We start from the raw sequence: 15,821 nt of genomic DNA, 5'->3' as shown, positions 1-15,821 counted from the left end.
GAATCAGGCCGAGGTGCGCGGGATGGTGTCGTCCTTGCGCAGGGTGAAGATCTCGTAGCCGGTCGCGGTCACCACCAGGGTGTGTTCCCACTGGGCGGAGAGCTTGCGATCCTTGGTGATGGCGGTCCAGCCGTCGCCCAGCACCTTGGTGTCGGCCTTGCCCTGGTTGATCATCGGCTCGATGGTGAAGGTCATGCCTTCCTTGAGCTCCATGCCGGTACCGGCCTTGCCGTAGTGAAGGATCTGCGGCTCTTCGTGGAACACCTTGCCGATGCCATGGCCGCAGAACTCGCGCACCACCGAGAAACCGTTCTTCTCAGCATGCTTCTGGATCACTTCGCCGATGTCGCCCAGGCGGCAGCCCGGCTTGACCAGCTCGATGGCCTTGTACATGCATTCCTGGGTGACCTTGGACAGGCGCTCGGCCCATACCGGCACGTTGCCGACGTGGAACATGCGGCTGGTGTCGCCGTGGTAGCCGTCCTTGATCACGGTGACGTCGATATTGAGCGTGTCACCGTCCTTGAGCGGCTTGTCGTTGGGGATGCCGTGGCAGACCACATGGTTGATCGAGGTGCAGATCGACTTGGGGTAGCCCTTGTAGTTGAGCGGCGCCGGGATGGCCTGCTGGACATTGACGATGTAGTCGTGGCAGAGGCGGTCCAGCTCTTCGGTGGTGATGCCGGGCTTGACGTGTTCTTCGATCATCTCCAGCACTTCGGCGGCCAGGCGGCCGGCGATGCGCATCTTCTCGATGTCTTCTGCGGTCTTGATGGTGACGGTCATTACAGGCTCTCTACGGCGCCGTGCACGGCGCGAACAAACGGGAAAGGCCGGATTCTAGCAGAGCAGGGCGCCGATCGGTCGGGATACGGATAGAGAATTGGGGCTGCTGCGCAGCCCATCGCCGGCAAGCCGGCTCCCACAAGGATCGCGTTACCATAGTGGGAGCTGGCTTGCGGCGATGGGCGCCTGGCGACCCCAAATGCCCGGACAACTGCCAGCTACAGAAGGCATTCTGGCCTCTTTGGCGGGGTGCTGCAAAAACCGCTGACGGACGCGCCTGTATTCGGGTTCCGTTCGCTTGCGGTCTGTGGTATAAAATGCGCCGCTTTCGGGGATGACCCCGTCAGCCTAAACCCACACACGTGTCGACACGATGACCTGGGTGCCCTGGATTTTCGAATCCGTGGGTTGGTCATTGGGATACGTGGAGGCCCAACCCGACTTATCAAGGAACTATCATGTCCCAAGTCAACATGCGCGATATGCTGAAGGCCGGTGTGCACTTCGGCCACCAGACCCGTTACTGGAACCCGAAAATGGGCAAGTACATTTTCGGCGCGCGTAACAAGATCCACATCATCAACCTGGAAAAAACCCTGCCAATGTTCAACGACGCTCTGGCGTTCGTAGAGCGTCTGGCTCAGGGCAAGAACAAGATCATGTTCGTCGGCACCAAGCGTTCCGCCGGCAAGATCGTCGCCGAGCAAGCAGCTCGTTGCGGTTCGCCATACGTTGATCACCGTTGGTTGGGCGGCATGCTGACCAACTACAAGACCATTCGTGCTTCGATCAAGCGTCTGCGCGACCTGGAAACCCAGGCCGACGATGGCACCTTCGCCAAGCTGACCAAGAAAGAAGCCCTGATGCGTTCGCGCGATCTGGAAAAACTGGATCGCAGCCTGGGTGGTATCAAGGACATGGGCGGCCTGCCTGATGCCCTGTTCGTGATCGACGTTGACCACGAGCGCATTGCTATCACCGAAGCCAACAAGCTGGGCATCCCGGTCATCGGCGTTGTCGATACCAACAGCAGCCCAGAAGGCGTTGACTTCGTTATCCCAGGTAACGATGACGCCATTCGCGCTATCGAGCTGTACATGACTTCGATGGCTGACGCCGTCATCCGCGGCCGCAACAACGTTGCTGGCGGCACCGAAGTCTACGCTGAAGAAGCGGCTGCACCAGCTGCTGAGTAATAGGCGCTAGCGTCTACTTGGCACGCGAAAAGGGGGCTTTGCCCCCTTTTTGCCACCTTGAAATCCTGCTGTCAGCTTGCGTCCCGCATCATGGGCCGGCTGAATCAGAAACAGCGGATTTGCAGAATTGAACGCCCGTGACGAGCGGGTGGAATGGTTGAAAAACTTTCCAAGAGGATTTTGAAATGGCAGCAATTACTGCAGCGCTGGTGAAAGAACTGCGCGAGCGTACCGGCGAAGGCATGATGGATTGCAAAAAGGCCCTGGAAAAGGCCGGCGGCGACATCGAGAAAGCCATTGACGACATGCGTGCCTCGGGCGCCATCAAGGCCGCCAAAAAGGCTGGCAACGTCGCTGCTGAAGGCGCTATCGCCGTCAAGACCGACGGTAAATCCGCCGTCCTGCTGGAAGTGAACTCGCAGACCGACTTCCTGGCCCTGCAAGACGACTTCAAGAACTTCGTCGCTGAAAGCCTTGAAGAAGCCTTCGCCCAGAAGCTGACCGACGCCGCTCCGCTGATCGCTTCGCGTGAAGCAGCTCGTGAAGCCCTGGTTGCCAAGTGCGGCGAAAACGTCAACATCCGTCGCCTGGTGCGCGTTGAAGGTGACGTTGTCGGCGCCTACCTGCACGGCAACAAGATCGGTGCTGTCGTTGTCCTGAAAGGCGGCGACGTCGAGCTGGCCAAGAACATCGCCATGCACGTTGCAGCGTCGAACCCAGAGTTCCTGGACGCGTCGGAAATCTCCGCCGAGGCCATCGAGCGCGAGAAGAACGTCTTCCTGCAGCTGAACGCTGACAAGATCGCCGGCAAGCCGGAAAACATCGTTGAGAACATGATCAACGGTCGTATCACCAAGTTCAAGGCCGAAGCCTCGCTGAAAGAGCAAGCCTTCGTCATGAACCCGGAAGTCAAGGTCGGCGAACTGGCCAAGAAAGCCGGTGCTGAAATCGTTTCCTTCACCTACTTCAAAGTAGGCGAAGGCATCGAGAAGCCGGTTGACGACTTCGCTGCTGAAGTTGCCGCTCAGGTAGCAGCTGCCAAGCAGTAAGACAGACTCGTCTGTCGCCCCAAAGAGGCTGCCCGCTCACGCGCGCAGCCTCTTTGTCAAAGCGGGAGCGGTTTTCAAGGCCGTTGCTCGCTGACGCAGTCGCTGCGTCACGTTAGAGTTACACGCAGGCTCAAGCAGCCCGCCAGAATTTTACAAACGCCGCAGGAGAGATTCGCAATGGCTCAGCAGGGCAGTGGTTATCAGGCTCGCTATAAACGCATTCTACTCAAACTTAGCGGCGAGGCCCTGATGGGCTCGGAAGAGTTCGGGATCGACCCCAAGGTCCTGGATCGCATGGCGCTGGAAGTCGGCCAACTGGTCGGCATCGGTGTTCAGGTAGGTTTGGTGATCGGTGGTGGCAACCTGTTCCGTGGCGCGGCGCTCAGTGCAGCCGGCATGGACCGCGTCACCGGTGACCACATGGGCATGCTGGCAACCGTAATGAATGGCCTGGCCATGCGCGATGCGCTGGAGCGGGCGAACATTACCGCCATTGTCATGTCGGCCATCTCCATGGTTGGCGTGACCGATCACTACGATCGCCGCAAAGCCATGCGCCACCTGAACGCCAAAGAAGTCGTAATCTTCGCTGCCGGTACCGGCAACCCGTTCTTTACCACCGATTCCGCCGCTTGCCTGCGCGCCATCGAAATCGATGCCGACGTGGTATTGAAGGCAACCAAGGTCGATGGTGTATACACTGCAGATCCATTCAAGGACCCGCATGCCGAGAAGTTCGATCATCTGACCTACGATGAAGTGCTGGATCGCAAGCTGGGCGTGATGGACCTGACGGCAATCTGTCTGTGCCGCGACCACAAGATGCCGCTGCGCGTCTTCAACATGAACAAACCCGGCGCCCTGCTGAACATCGTGCATGGCGGCGCGGAAGGAACTCTGATCGAGGAAGTTCAAAAATGATCAACGACATCAAGAAAGACGCTCAGGATCGCATGGGCAAGTCCATCGAGGCGCTGGGTCGCAACCTGGCGTCCATCCGTACCGGTCGCGCCCACCCGAGTATCCTGGACAGCGTGAAAGTCCCGGCCTGGGGTAGCGAAATGCCGCTGAACCAGGTGGCTGCAGTCTCCGTTGAAGACGCACGCACCCTGAAAATCGTCGCTCACGACAAGAACCTCAGCGCTGCCATCGAGAAGGCCATCCTGACCTCCGACCTGGGTCTGAACCCTTCCAGCGCCGGTACCACCATCCGCGTACCGATGCCGGCCCTGACCGAGGAAACCCGCAAGGGTTACACCAAGCAGGCCAGCGCCGTTGCCGAAGATGCCAAGGTTGCCGTGCGCAACGTGCGTCGTGATGCACTGGCCGACCTGAAGAAGCTGACCAAGGACAAGGAAATCAGCGAAGACGAAGAACGTCGTGCCGCTGACGAGATCCAGAAGCTGACCGACAAGTTCGTCGCCGAAATCGACGCTGCGTTCAAAGCCAAGGAAAAGGACCTGTTGGCCGTCTAAGGCCGAGGTTTTTTAATGGAAAAGACCAAGCTGGCGGCATCAATCTCGGTGCCGCGTCACGTCGCTATCATCATGGATGGCAACAATCGCTGGGCGAAGAAACGCCTGTTGCCTGGCGTCGCCGGGCACAAGGCTGGCGTGGATGCCGTGCGTGCGGTTATCGAAGTCTGCGCCAAGTCCGGCGTCGAGGTGCTGACCCTGTTCGCGTTCTCCAGCGAGAACTGGCAGCGCCCGGCCGATGAGGTAGGGGCGTTGATGGAGCTGTTCTTCTCGGCACTGCGCCGTGAGGCCAAGCGCCTCAATGAGAACAACATCAGCCTGCGCATCATCGGCGACCGTTCGCGTTTCCATCCAGAGCTGCAGGCCGCCATGCGTGAGGCCGAAGCGCTGACCGCGGGCAATAATCGCTTCATCCTGCAGATCGCCGCCAACTATGGCGGTCAGTGGGATATTGCCCAGGCCGCCCAGCGTTTGGCGCGTGAAGTTCAGGCCGGGCACCTGCGCCCGGACGACATCACCCCGGGTCTGCTGCAGACCTGCCTGGCCACGGGCGAGCTGCCATTGCCCGACCTGTGCATCCGCACCGGTGGCGAGCACCGCATCAGCAACTTCCTGCTGTGGCAGCTGGCCTATGCCGAACTGTACTTCTCCGACCTGTACTGGCCGGACTTCAAACACGAGGCCATGCGCACTGCGCTGGCCGATTTCGCTTCGCGCCAGCGCCGCTTTGGTAAGACCAGCGAGCAGGTCGAAGCTGGAGCTCGTGCTTAATGCTTAAACAACGCATCATTACTGCGCTGATCCTGCTGCCGATCGCACTGGGTGGTTTCTTCCTGCTCAATGGTGGGGATTTCGCCCTGTTCATCGGCTTCGTGGTGACCCTCGGTGCCTGGGAGTGGGCGCGCCTGGCCGGGCTGATGACCCAGCCCCTGCGCATTGCCTACGCCGCCGTGGTCGCTGGAGCGCTGATGCTGCTCTATCTGATGCCGGACCTGGCGCCATGGGTGCTTGGCGCTGCGGTGATCTGGTGGGCGCTGGCCACCTGGCTGGTGCTGACCTATCCGCGCACCAGCGAGCTTTGGGCCAGCGCTGCCTGTCGCTTGCTGATCGGCCTGCTGATTCTGCTGCCAGCCTGGCAAGGGCTGGTGCTGCTCAAGCACTGGCAACTGGGTAACTGGCTGATTCTGTCGGTCATGGTGCTGGTGTGGGCTGCCGATATCGGTGCCTATTTCTCGGGACGGGCCTTCGGCAAGCGCAAGCTGGCGCCGCTGGTCAGTCCTGGCAAGAGCTGGGAAGGCGTGTATGGCGGCCTGGCGGTCAGTCTGGTGGTGACCCTGGTGGTCGGCATCAGCCGTGACTGGGGCATTGGCCAGATTCTGCTGGGGTTGCTGGGCGCTGCGCTGGTGGTCATGGTCTCGGTGGTCGGCGACCTGACCGAGAGCATGTTCAAGCGCCGCTCCGGGATCAAGGACAGCAGCAACCTGCTGCCGGGTCATGGTGGCGTGCTTGATCGCATCGACAGCCTGACCGCGGCCATCCCGATCTTTGCGGTGCTGTTGTGGGCTGCCGAATGGGGTGTGATGTGAGTGCGGTGCAGCGCATTACCGTGCTGGGGGCGACCGGGTCGATCGGCCTGAGTACCCTGGATGTGATCGCCCGTCACCCTGAGCGCTACCAGGTGTTCGCGTTGAGCGGCTACTCGCGTATCGACGAACTGCTGGCCCTGTGTGTGCGGCATCGTCCGGTTCATGCCGTGGTGCCGAATGCCGAAGCGGCCCAGCGCCTGCGCGAAGGTCTTGCTGCGGCAGGCTGCGCGACCGAGGTGCTTGAGGGTGAAGCGGGGCTCTGCGAAGTTGCCGCTGCGCCCGAGGTGGATGCGGTGATGGCGGCCATCGTCGGCGCTGCTGGCCTGCGCCCGACCTTGGCGGCTGTACAGGCAGGCAAGAAGGTGCTGCTGGCCAACAAGGAGGCGCTGGTGATGTCCGGCGCGCTGTTCATGGAGGCCGTGCGGCAGAGCGGGGCTGTGCTGCTGCCGATCGACAGCGAGCACAATGCGATCTTCCAGTGCCTGCCGGGCGACTACGGTCGAGGCCTGAGCCAGGTGGGCGTGCGCCGCATCCTGTTGACCGCCTCGGGCGGGCCGTTCCGTGAAACCCCCGAGGCTGCGCTGGCCGATGTCACGCCAGAGCAGGCCTGCGCGCACCCGAACTGGTCCATGGGTCGGAAGATTTCGGTGGACTCGGCGAGCATGATGAACAAGGGGCTGGAGCTGATCGAGGCCTGCTGGCTGTTCGATGCGGCGCCGGCCAAGGTCGAAGTCGTGGTGCACCCGCAGAGCGTGATCCATTCTCTGGTGGATTACATCGACGGTTCGGTGCTGGCCCAGCTGGGCAACCCGGACATGCGCACGCCCATCGCCAACGCGCTGGCCTGGCCTGAGCGGATCGATTCAGGGGTCGCGCCGCTGGACTTGTTCGCCATCGCGCGCCTGGACTTCCAGGCACCCGACGAGCAACGCTTCCCTTGTCTGCGCCTGGCACGGCAGGCTGCCGAGGCGGGCAACAGTGCCCCGGCGGTACTCAATGCGGCCAACGAGGTCGCGGTCGAGGCGTTTCTCCAGCGGCGTATCCGCTTCCCGGAGATCGCGGGTATGATCGAACAGGTGCTCGATCAGGAAACTGTGGTGCCACTGTCGTCGCTCGATGCAGTGTTCGCCGCCGACCAGCGCGCCCGCGAGCTGTCCCGTGAGTGGCTGCGGCGCCACGGTCGCTGACGCCTTGCCCAGGGTTTTGCTGAACGTCATTCGGAGATAGACATGACTGCGCTCTACATGATTATCGGCACCCTGGTGGCCCTGGGTGTACTGGTCACTTTCCACGAATTCGGCCACTTCTGGGTCGCCCGTCGCTGCGGCGTGAAGGTGCTGCGCTTTTCCGTAGGCTTCGGCACGCCATTGCTGCGCTGGCATGACAAGCGCGGCACGGAGTTCGTCGTGGCGGCGATTCCGCTGGGCGGCTACGTGAAAATGCTCGATGAGCGCGAAGGCGAAGTGCCGCCTGCGCTGCTCGACCAGTCGTTCAATCGCAAGTCGGTGCGCCAGCGCATTGCTATCGTTGCCGCGGGTCCGATTGCCAACTTCCTCTTGGCCATCGTGTTCTTCTGGCTTCTGGCGATGCTGGGTACCCAGCAGATTCGTCCTGTGATCGGTGCGGTCGAGTCGGGGAGCCTGGCGGCGTCGGCCGGCCTGATGGCTGGCCAGGAAATTGTATCTGTAGATGGCAAACCGACCAGCGGTTGGTCGGCAGTCAACCTGCAGCTGGTTCGCCGCCTGGGTGAGAGCGGAACCTTGCAGGTTGGCGTGCGCGACGAAGGCGCCAGCGCCGAGCGCCAACTGCAGATAAAGCTCGACAGCTGGCTCAAGGGGGCTGACGAGCCTGATCCGATCCAGTCCCTGGGGTTGCGCCCTTGGCGTCCGGCGGTTGCGCCGGTGCTGGCCGAGATCGACCCCAAGGGCCCGGCCGCCGCTGCCGGCCTGAAAACAGGCGACAGGCTGCTGGCGCTTGATGGCGTGAGCCTGAATGACTGGCAGCAGGTAGTCGATAGCGTTCGTGCGCGTCCAGAGGCCAAGGTCGTGGTTCGTGTCGAGCGCGACGGTGCCGCGCTGGATGTGCCGGTATCACTGGCGCGCAAGGGTGAGGGCAAGGCTTCCGGTGGCTACCTGGGGGCGGGTGTGAAGGGCGCCGATTGGCCCGCCAGCATGCTCCGTGAAGTCAGCTATGGCCCCTTGGAAGCCGTGGGCGAGGGCCTCTCGCGCACCTGGAACATGAGCGTGCTGACCCTCGAATCGCTGAAGAAAATGCTGTTCGGGGAGCTCTCGGTAAAAAACTTGAGCGGACCGATAACCATTGCTAAAGTGGCGGGCGCTTCGGCCCAGTCCGGCGTGGGGGATTTCCTGAATTTCCTGGCCTACCTGAGCATAAGCCTGGGGGTTCTTAACCTGCTGCCCATTCCTGTGCTGGATGGGGGGCATTTGCTGTTTTACCTGGTCGAGTGGGCGCGCGGTCGTCCGCTGTCGGATCGAGTACAAGGTTGGGGGGTCCAGATCGGTATCAGTTTGGTCATAGGGGTGATGTTGCTCGCCCTGATCAACGATCTGGGTCGACTATAAAAGCTTCGCATTGCGAACCTGCCGCCATTTGCGGCAGGTTGTTTATTGCCAGTTGGAATAAAAGGACTTCATGAAACGTCTGCTGCTAACTGCGGTCCTCTCCGCACTGATGATCGCTGAAGTTCACGCCGAGTCCTTCACCATCTCCGATATTCGTGTCAATGGCCTGCAGCGGGTATCCGCCGGCAGCGTCTTCGGTGCCTTGCCGCTCAACGTCGGCGACCAGGCCGATGACCGCCGCCTGGTGGAATCGACCCGTTCGCTGTTCAAGACCGGCTTCTTCCAGGACATCCAGCTGAACCGCGACGGCAATGTCCTGATCATCAACGTGGTCGAGCGTCCGTCGGTTTCGAGCATCGAGATCGAAGGCAACAAGGCGATCAGCACCGAAGACCTGATGAAAGGTCTGAAGCAATCGGGCCTGGCTGAAGGCGAGATCTTCCAGCGTGCCACCCTCGAAGGTGTGCGTAACGAGCTGCAGCGCCAGTACGTGGCTCAGGGCCGCTACTCGGCCGAGGTCGACGCCGAAGTCGTGCCGCAGCCGCGCAACCGGGTGGCGCTGAAGATCAAGATCAACGAAGGCACGGTCGCGGCTATCCAGCACATCAACATCGTCGGCAACACCGTGTTCGACGATGAAGAGCTGTCGCAGCTGTTCGAGCTGAAGACCACCAACTGGCTTTCGTTCTTCAAGAACGATGACAAGTATGCCCGCGAGAAGCTCTCCGGTGACCTGGAGCGCCTGCGTTCCTACTACCTGGACCGCGGCTACATCAACATGGACATCGCTTCCACCCAGGTGTCGATCACGCCGGACAAGAAGCACGTCTACATCACCGTCAACGTCAACGAAGGCGAGAAGTACACCGTTCGTGACGTGAAGCTCTCCGGTGACCTCAAGGTGCCGGAAGACCAGGTCAAGTCGCTGCTGCTGGTGCAGCCGGGCCAGGTGTTCTCGCGCAAGGTGATGACCACCACCTCCGAACTGATCACCCGCCGCCTGGGCAACGAGGGCTACACCTTCGCCAACGTCAACGGCGTGCCACAGCCGAACGACCAGGACCACACGGTCGACATCATGTTCGTGGTCGACCCGGGCAAGCGTGCCTACGTCAACCGCATCAACTACCGCGGCAACACCAAGACCGAAGACGAAGTTCTGCGCCGTGAAATGCGTCAGATGGAAGGCGGCTGGGCTTCGACCTACCTGATCGACCAGTCCAAGACCCGTCTCGAGCGCCTGGGCTTCTTCAAGGAAGTCAACGTTGAAACGCCGGCGGTGCCAGGCACCGACGACCAGGTCGACGTCAACTACAGCGTCGAAGAGCAGGCTTCCGGTTCGATCACCGCCAGCGTGGGCTTCGCCCAGGACGCCGGCCTGATCCTCGGTGGCTCGATCAGCCAGACCAACTTCCTGGGTACCGGTAACAAGGTCTCCATCGGCCTGACCCGTTCCGAATACCAGACCCGCTACAACTTCGGCTTCGTTGATCCCTACTTCACTGCCGACGGCGTGAGCTTGGGTTACAACGCCTTCTACCGCAGTACCGACTACGACGACCTCGATGTCGATGTGGCCAGCTATGCGGTCGACAGCTATGGCGCAGGTGTCAGCCTGGGTTACCCGATCAGCGAAACCTCGCGCCTGACCTATGGCCTGAGCGTGCAGCAGGACAAGATCAAGACCGGCCAATACACCGTCGACGAGATCTTCGACTTCCTCGAGGAAGAGGGTGACAACTTCCTGAACTTCAAGGCCTCGATCGGCTGGTCCGAATCGACCCTGAACAAGGGCGTGCTGGCAACCCGTGGTCACTCCCAGAGCCTGACCCTGGAATCGACCATCCCTGGCAGCGACCTGTCGTTCTACAAACTCGACTACCGCGGCCAGCTGTTCAAGCCAATCACCAACAATTACACCCTGCGCCTGCACACCGAACTCGGTTATGGCGATGGTTACGGTGGCACTTCCGGCCTGCCGTTCTACGAGAACTACTATGCTGGTGGTTTCAACTCTGTCCGCGGCTTCAAGGACAGCAGCCTGGGCCCACGCAGTACGCCAAGTACCGGCAAGAACCCAGGCACCATCGCCGACCCGGATCAAGATCCGCTGCCGTTCGGTGGCAACGTGCTGGTGCAAGGTGGTGTCGAGTTGCTCTTCCCGCTGCCGTTCGTCAAGGACCAGCGTTCGCTGCGCACCTCCGTGTTCTGGGACGTGGGTAACGTGTTCGACAGCAATTGCGGCAGCAAGCCGGATTGCGAAAAGGTCGGCTTCTCGGGCATGGCAAGTTCCGTCGGCCTGGGCGTCACCTGGATCACGGCCCTGGGCCCGTTGAGCTTCAGCCTGGCAATGCCGGTGAAGAAGCCGGACGATGCCGATACCCAGGTGTTCCAATTCTCTCTGGGCCAGACCTTCTAAGGTCGGCCCTAGCTTAACGACAACGGTTTATCCAGGAGTGCATCGTGCGTAAGTTGACTCAACTGGCCGTATTGGCCGCGGCGCTGGTCGCCACCCCGGCTTTCGCCGAAATGAAGGTTGCCGTCCTGAACTATCAGATGGCCCTGCTCGAATCCGATGCCGCCAAGAAGTACGCGGTTGATGCCGAGAAGAAGTTCGGCCCGCAGCTGACCAAGCTCAAGAGCCTGGAAAGCAGCGCCAAAGGCATCCAGGACCGTTTGATCAAAGGCGGCGACAAGATGGCGCAGCCGGAGCGCGAGCGTCTGGAGCTCGAGTTCAAGCAGAAAGCCCGTGACTTCCAGTTCCAGTCCAAGGAGCTGAACGAAGCCAAGGCCGTTGCCGACCGCGACATGCTCAAGCAACTGAAGCCGAAGCTCGATGGCGCCGTCGAGGAAGTGATCAAGAAGGGCGGTTACGACCTGGTTCTCGAGCGTGGCGCGGTCATCGATGTCAAGCCTCAGTACGACATCACCCGCCAAGTCATCGAGCGCATGAACCAAGCCCGTTGATATGACCGTGACCATGACGCTCGGCCAGCTGGCCGAGGCCCTCGGGGCCACACTCCAAGGCCCTGAGGCGCTGCAGATTACCGGCCTGGCCACCTTGCAAGAGGCTGGCCCCGGTCAACTGAGCTTCCTTGCCAACCCGCAATACCGCAAATTCCTGGACAACAGCCAGGCAGCTGCAGTGTTGCTCAAGGCAGGGGACGCTGAAGGCTTTGCCGGCAATGCCCTGATCGTGCCCGACCCGTATCTGGCTTACGCACGCATTTCTCACCTGTTCGATCCAAAACCCAAGGCTGAGGCGGGTATTCATCCCAGCGCCGTGGTCGCCGAGGACGCCCAGGTGGATGCCAGTGCCAGTATCGGGCCGTTCGCGGTCATCGAGAGCGGTGCGCGCATCGGCGCCAATGTGAGCATCGGCGCGCATTGCGTGATCGGTGCCCGGTGCGTGGTCGGCGAAGGTGGCTGGCTGGCACCGCGGGTGACGTTGTATCACGACGTGACCATCGGCAAGCGTGTGGTCATTCAGTCTGGTGCGGTCATCGGCGGCGAAGGCTTCGGCTTCGCCAACGAGAAAGGCGTATGGCGCAAGATCGCCCAGATCGGCGGCGTCACCATCGGTGACGACGTGGAAATCGGCGTCAACACCGCTGTTGACCGTGGTGCGCTGTCCGACACGCGGATCGCCGACGGGGTCAAGCTCGACAACCAGATCCAGATCGCCCACAACGTACAGATCGGTGAGCACACTGCCATGGCCGCATGCGTCGGGATTTCCGGCAGCACGCGCATCGGCAGGCACTGCACCATTGCCGGCGGCGTTGGCATGGTCGGGCACATCGATGTGTGCGACAACGTATTCGTTTCCGGGATGACCATGGTGACCCGTTCGATCACCGAACCGGGTGCCTATTCTTCCGGCACTGCCATGCAGCCACTGGCTGACTGGCGCAAGAGCGCCGCGCGTATCCGACAGCTGGACGACATGGCCAAGCGTCTCCAGCAGCTGGAAAAACGCGTCGATACCGTGACCTCAGGTGACCAGCCGACATCAGAAGGCTGATACCATTTCCTGAGCAAGAGTGATCAGTCGCTAGCTGGCTCCTCTTTGGATTTGCAAAAGGAGCGTGTGGTCAGCACCTGCGCTCCCTATTCTTATTACAGGCTTCCCCCCGAAATGATGGACATCAACGAGATTCGCGAATACCTGCCTCACCGTTACCCGTTCCTGCTGGTGGATCGCGTGACGGATCTGGATTTCGAGGCCCAGAGCATTCGTGCCTACAAGAATGTCAGCATCAACGAGCCGTTCTTCAATGGCCATTTCCCGGCGCATCCGATCATGCCGGGCGTTCTGATCATCGAAGCGATGGCCCAGGCGGCCGGTATCCTTGGTTTCAAGATGCTTGATGCCAAGCCAGCCGATGGCACCCTGTACTACTTCGTCGGCTCCGACAAGCTGCGCTTCCGCCAGCCGGTGCTGCCGGGCGACCAGTTGGTGCTGGAAGCCAAGTTCCTCAGCCGCAAGAGCATGATCTGGAAGTTCGAGTGCCGCGCCCTGGTCGACGGCAAGCCGGTCTGCTCGGCACAAATCACCTGCGCGGAACGCTCCCTATGAGTTCGATTGATCCGCGGGCGATCATCGACCCCTCGGCCAAGTTGGCTGCGGGTGTCGAGGTTGGCCCGTGGTCGATTGTCGGCCCCGACGTGGAAATCGGCGAGGGCACTGTTATCGGCCCGCACGTGGTGCTGAAGGGCCCGACGCGGATTGGCAAGCACAACCGCATCTACCAGTTTTCCTCGATCGGCGAAGACACCCCGGACCTCAAGTACAAGGGTGAGCCGACGCGCTTGGTGATCGGCGATCACAATGTGATTCGCGAGGGTGTGACCATCCACCGTGGCACGGTCCAGGACCGCTACGAGACCACCCTGGGTGACCACAACCTGATCATGGCCTATGCCCACATCGGCCATGACAGCGTGATCGGCAACCATTGCATCCTGGTCAACAACACGGCTTTGGCCGGCCACGTGCATGTCGGTGACTGGGCGATCCTGTCCGGCTTCACCCTGGTGCACCAGTACTGCCACATCGGTGCGCATGCGTTTTCCGGCATGGGCACGGCGATCGGCAAGGACGTGCCAGCGTTCGTCACCGTCTTCGGCAGCCCCGCAGAAGCGCGCAGCATGAACTTCGAAGGCATGCGTCGACGCGGTTTCAGCGACGAGGTGATCCACGCGCTTCGCCGCTCTTACAAGATCGTCTACCGCCAGGGCCTGACCGTCGAAGAGGCGATCAAGGAGCTGGACGAGCTCGCCGGCAAACACCCCCAGGTCGACCTGTTCCGCCAGTCGATCGTGAATTCCGCCCGCGGCATCACCCGCTGACATGGCGCAGCTTTGCGTAGCCCTGGTCGCGGGTGAGGCCAGCGGCGATATTCTCGGTTCCGGTTTGATGCGCGCCCTCAAGGCGCGCCATCCCGATGTGCGATTCATTGGTGTCGGCGGCCCGCTGATGGAAGCCGAAGGCCTGCAGTCGTACTTCCCCATGGAGCGCCTCGCGGTCATGGGCCTGGTAGAAGTACTCGGCCGCCTGCGCGAGCTGCTCAAGCGGCGCAAAGCGCTGATCCAGACGCTGATCGCCGAAAAGCCCGATGTGTTCATCGGTATCGATGCCCCCGATTTCACCCTCAATATCGAATTGAAATTGCGCCAGGTCGGGATCAAGACCGTGCACTACGTCAGCCCCTCGGTCTGGGCCTGGCGGCAGAAGCGCGTGCTGAAGATCCGTGAGGGTTGTGACCTGATGCTGACCTTGCTGCCTTTCGAGGCGCGCTTCTATGAAGAGCAAGGCGTGCCCGTGCGTTTCGTCGGCCACCCGCTGGCCGATACGATTCCGCTGGATGCCGACCGTCTTGCCGCACGCCAGGCGCTTGGCCTGGCCGAAGGGCCGCTGGTGGCATTGATGCCCGGCAGCCGTGGCGGCGAAGTCGGCAGGCTGGGCGCGTTGTTCCTCGATGCGGCCCAGCGGCTGCGCGAGCAGGTGCCGGGTGTGCGTTTCGTGCTCCCCTGTGCCAATGCCGCGCGGCGAGAGCAGGTCGAGCAGATGCTCGCAGGTCGCGATTTGCCACTGACCTTGCTGGACGGCCAATCACATCAGGCGCTGGCTGCCTGTGACGCGGTGCTGATCGCTTCCGGTACTGCCACCCTGGAAGCCTTGCTGTACAAGCGGCCGATGGTCGTGGCCTACCGCCTGGCCCCGCTGACCTACTGGATTCTCAAGCGTCTGGTAAAAAGCCCCTACGTGTCGTTGCCGAACCTGCTCGCCCAGCGCGAACTGGTGCCCGAGCTGCTGCAGGATGCCGCCACCAGCGAAGCCCTGGCCACGGCGCTGGCTCCCTTGGTGGTCGATGGCAGCCAGCAGACCGAACGCTTCGACGAGATTCACCGCACCCTGCGCCGCGACGCCTCCAACCAGGCGGCGGATGCGGTGCTGGCTTTGCTCAAGGTTCGCTGATATGCAGATAGGACTGGATTTCAACCTGGTCGAAGACCTCGTCGCCGGTGTCGATGAAGTGGGCCGTGGCCCGCTGTGTGGCGCGGTGGTGACTGCCGCGGTGATTCTTGATCCTGCGCGGCCGATTCTTGGCCTGAACGACTCGAAGAAGCTGACCGAAGCCAAGCGTGAAGCGCTGTTCGACGAGATTTGCGAAAAAGCCCTGAGCTTTTGCATCGCTCGCGCCGAGGTGGAGGAGATCGACCGGCTGAATATTCTGCAAGCCACGATGCTGGCCATGCAGCGTGCAGTGGAAGGGCTGAGCGTTACGCCCAAGCTCGCGCTGATCGACGGTAACCGCTGTCCCAAGCTGGCGGTGCCGGCCGCGCCGGTGATCAAGGGCGATAGCCAGGTACCGGCCATCGCCGCCGCGTCGATTCTGGCCAAGGTGACCCGTGACCGGGAGATGAGCGCGTTCGAGCTGATCTATCCGGGGTACGGGATCGGAGGGCACAAGGGCTACCCGACGCCGGTACACCTTGAAGCCCTGGCGCGGCTGGGGCCTACGCCCATTCATCGGCGCTCCTTTGCACCGGTACGGGCGGCTTGGGAAGCCCGTGAAGGCGTTACTGACTCCCTGATCTAGTGATTGGGGCCGCTTTGCGGCCCATCGCCGGCAAGCCGGCT

Annotated in this window: 16 protein-coding genes; 15 read left to right on the top strand and 1 reads right to left on the bottom strand. The window is 61.6% G+C overall.

The features are described from left to right. Positions 1-3: 3 nt before the first annotated feature. Positions 4-786, bottom strand: coding sequence for a type I methionyl aminopeptidase (gene map / locus PMI38_RS13705; RefSeq protein ID WP_008094917.1), 783 nt, complete (start codon positions 784-786; stop codon positions 4-6). Between the two features lie 458 nt (positions 787-1,244). On the opposite strand from map, the gene rpsB reads away from it, so the two are divergent. From rpsB to rnhB, 15 genes are all read left to right on the top strand, one after another. Continuing rightward, complete coding sequence (gene rpsB / locus PMI38_RS13700; RefSeq protein ID WP_008094915.1) at positions 1,245-1,982, top strand: 30S ribosomal protein S2; 738 nt, start codon at positions 1,245-1,247, stop codon at positions 1,980-1,982. Between the two features lie 185 nt (positions 1,983-2,167). Continuing rightward, complete coding sequence (gene tsf, locus PMI38_RS13695; RefSeq protein ID WP_008094914.1) at positions 2,168-3,031, top strand: translation elongation factor Ts; 864 nt, start codon at positions 2,168-2,170, stop codon at positions 3,029-3,031. 177 nt (positions 3,032-3,208) lie between these two features. Then, positions 3,209-3,952, top strand: a complete 744-nt coding sequence (gene pyrH / locus PMI38_RS13690; protein ID WP_008094912.1) for a UMP kinase — start codon at positions 3,209-3,211, stop codon at positions 3,950-3,952. Next, the gene (frr, locus tag PMI38_RS13685) at positions 3,949-4,506 is read left to right on the top strand and encodes a ribosome recycling factor (RefSeq protein WP_008094910.1); all 558 of its coding nucleotides are present in this window, start codon (positions 3,949-3,951) and stop codon (positions 4,504-4,506) included. Before pyrH ends, frr begins: the two co-directional genes overlap by 4 nt. Positions 4,507-4,521: 15 nt before the next feature. Beyond that, a complete protein-coding gene (gene uppS / locus PMI38_RS13680; RefSeq protein WP_008094907.1) occupies positions 4,522-5,277 on the top strand; it encodes a polyprenyl diphosphate synthase in 756 nt (251 codons plus the stop codon). Further along, complete coding sequence (locus PMI38_RS13675; protein WP_008094906.1) at positions 5,277-6,092, top strand: phosphatidate cytidylyltransferase; 816 nt, start codon at positions 5,277-5,279, stop codon at positions 6,090-6,092. Before uppS ends, PMI38_RS13675 begins: the two co-directional genes overlap by 1 nt. Continuing rightward, entirely contained in the window at positions 6,089-7,279 is a 1,191-nt protein-coding gene (ispC, locus tag PMI38_RS13670; protein ID WP_043273625.1) for a 1-deoxy-D-xylulose-5-phosphate reductoisomerase, read from the top strand. Before PMI38_RS13675 ends, ispC begins: the two co-directional genes overlap by 4 nt. Positions 7,280-7,321: 42 nt before the next feature. Beyond that, on the top strand, positions 7,322-8,674 hold the full coding sequence (rseP, locus tag PMI38_RS13665; RefSeq protein ID WP_008094904.1) for an RIP metalloprotease RseP: 1,353 nt from the start codon (positions 7,322-7,324) through the stop codon (positions 8,672-8,674). Between the two features lie 70 nt (positions 8,675-8,744). Then, positions 8,745-11,093 carry an outer membrane protein assembly factor BamA gene (gene bamA / locus PMI38_RS13660; protein WP_008094902.1) on the top strand — a complete coding sequence of 783 codons (2,349 nt, stop codon included), beginning with the start codon at positions 8,745-8,747 and terminating at the stop codon, positions 11,091-11,093. A 44-nt stretch (positions 11,094-11,137) separates the two neighbouring features. Beyond that, on the top strand, positions 11,138-11,641 hold the full coding sequence (locus PMI38_RS13655; protein WP_008094900.1) for an OmpH family outer membrane protein: 504 nt from the start codon (positions 11,138-11,140) through the stop codon (positions 11,639-11,641). Position 11,642: 1 nt separating this feature from the next. Further along, positions 11,643-12,698, top strand: a complete 1,056-nt coding sequence (gene lpxD / locus PMI38_RS13650; RefSeq protein ID WP_008094896.1) for a UDP-3-O-(3-hydroxymyristoyl)glucosamine N-acyltransferase — start codon at positions 11,643-11,645, stop codon at positions 12,696-12,698. Between the two features lie 114 nt (positions 12,699-12,812). Beyond that, entirely contained in the window at positions 12,813-13,253 is a 441-nt protein-coding gene (fabZ, locus tag PMI38_RS13645; RefSeq protein ID WP_008094893.1) for a 3-hydroxyacyl-ACP dehydratase FabZ, read from the top strand. Beyond that, the gene (gene lpxA / locus PMI38_RS13640; RefSeq protein WP_008094892.1) at positions 13,250-14,026 is read left to right on the top strand and encodes an acyl-ACP--UDP-N-acetylglucosamine O-acyltransferase; all 777 of its coding nucleotides are present in this window, start codon (positions 13,250-13,252) and stop codon (positions 14,024-14,026) included. The genes fabZ and lpxA overlap by 4 nt, the downstream gene beginning before the upstream one ends. 1 nt (position 14,027) lies before the next feature. Next, complete coding sequence (lpxB, locus tag PMI38_RS13635) at positions 14,028-15,155, top strand: lipid-A-disaccharide synthase (protein WP_008094891.1); 1,128 nt, start codon at positions 14,028-14,030, stop codon at positions 15,153-15,155. Position 15,156: 1 nt separating this feature from the next. Further along, entirely contained in the window at positions 15,157-15,780 is a 624-nt protein-coding gene (rnhB, locus tag PMI38_RS13630; protein WP_008094890.1) for a ribonuclease HII, read from the top strand. The last annotated feature ends 41 nt before the right edge of the window (positions 15,781-15,821 follow it).

The organism is Pseudomonas sp. GM84, from assembly GCF_000282535.1.
In the GTDB taxonomy this organism is placed as follows: domain Bacteria; phylum Pseudomonadota; class Gammaproteobacteria; order Pseudomonadales; family Pseudomonadaceae; genus Aquipseudomonas.
The sequence above is the reverse complement of the archived record's forward strand: the minus strand, read 5'-3'. Positions and strand labels throughout refer to the sequence as shown.

Coding starts and splice junctions, on each gene's coding strand:
- pyrH (WP_008094912.1), top strand. CDS start 3,209: ATGGCTCAGCAGGGCAGTGGTTATCAGGCTCGCTATAAACGCATTCTA.
- lpxB (WP_008094891.1), top strand. CDS start 14,028: ATGGCGCAGCTTTGCGTAGCCCTGGTCGCGGGTGAGGCCAGCGGCGAT.
- fabZ (WP_008094893.1), top strand. CDS start 12,813: ATGATGGACATCAACGAGATTCGCGAATACCTGCCTCACCGTTACCCG.
- uppS (WP_008094907.1), top strand. CDS start 4,522: ATGGAAAAGACCAAGCTGGCGGCATCAATCTCGGTGCCGCGTCACGTC.
- rpsB (WP_008094915.1), top strand. CDS start 1,245: ATGTCCCAAGTCAACATGCGCGATATGCTGAAGGCCGGTGTGCACTTC.
- PMI38_RS13675 (WP_008094906.1), top strand. CDS start 5,277: ATGCTTAAACAACGCATCATTACTGCGCTGATCCTGCTGCCGATCGCA.
- lpxD (WP_008094896.1), top strand. CDS start 11,643: ATGACCGTGACCATGACGCTCGGCCAGCTGGCCGAGGCCCTCGGGGCC.
- rseP (WP_008094904.1), top strand. CDS start 7,322: ATGACTGCGCTCTACATGATTATCGGCACCCTGGTGGCCCTGGGTGTA.
- frr (WP_008094910.1), top strand. CDS start 3,949: ATGATCAACGACATCAAGAAAGACGCTCAGGATCGCATGGGCAAGTCC.
- lpxA (WP_008094892.1), top strand. CDS start 13,250: ATGAGTTCGATTGATCCGCGGGCGATCATCGACCCCTCGGCCAAGTTG.
- tsf (WP_008094914.1), top strand. CDS start 2,168: ATGGCAGCAATTACTGCAGCGCTGGTGAAAGAACTGCGCGAGCGTACC.
- bamA (WP_008094902.1), top strand. CDS start 8,745: ATGAAACGTCTGCTGCTAACTGCGGTCCTCTCCGCACTGATGATCGCT.
- map (WP_008094917.1), bottom strand. CDS start 786: ATGACCGTCACCATCAAGACCGCAGAAGACATCGAGAAGATGCGCATC.
- rnhB (WP_008094890.1), top strand. CDS start 15,157: ATGCAGATAGGACTGGATTTCAACCTGGTCGAAGACCTCGTCGCCGGT.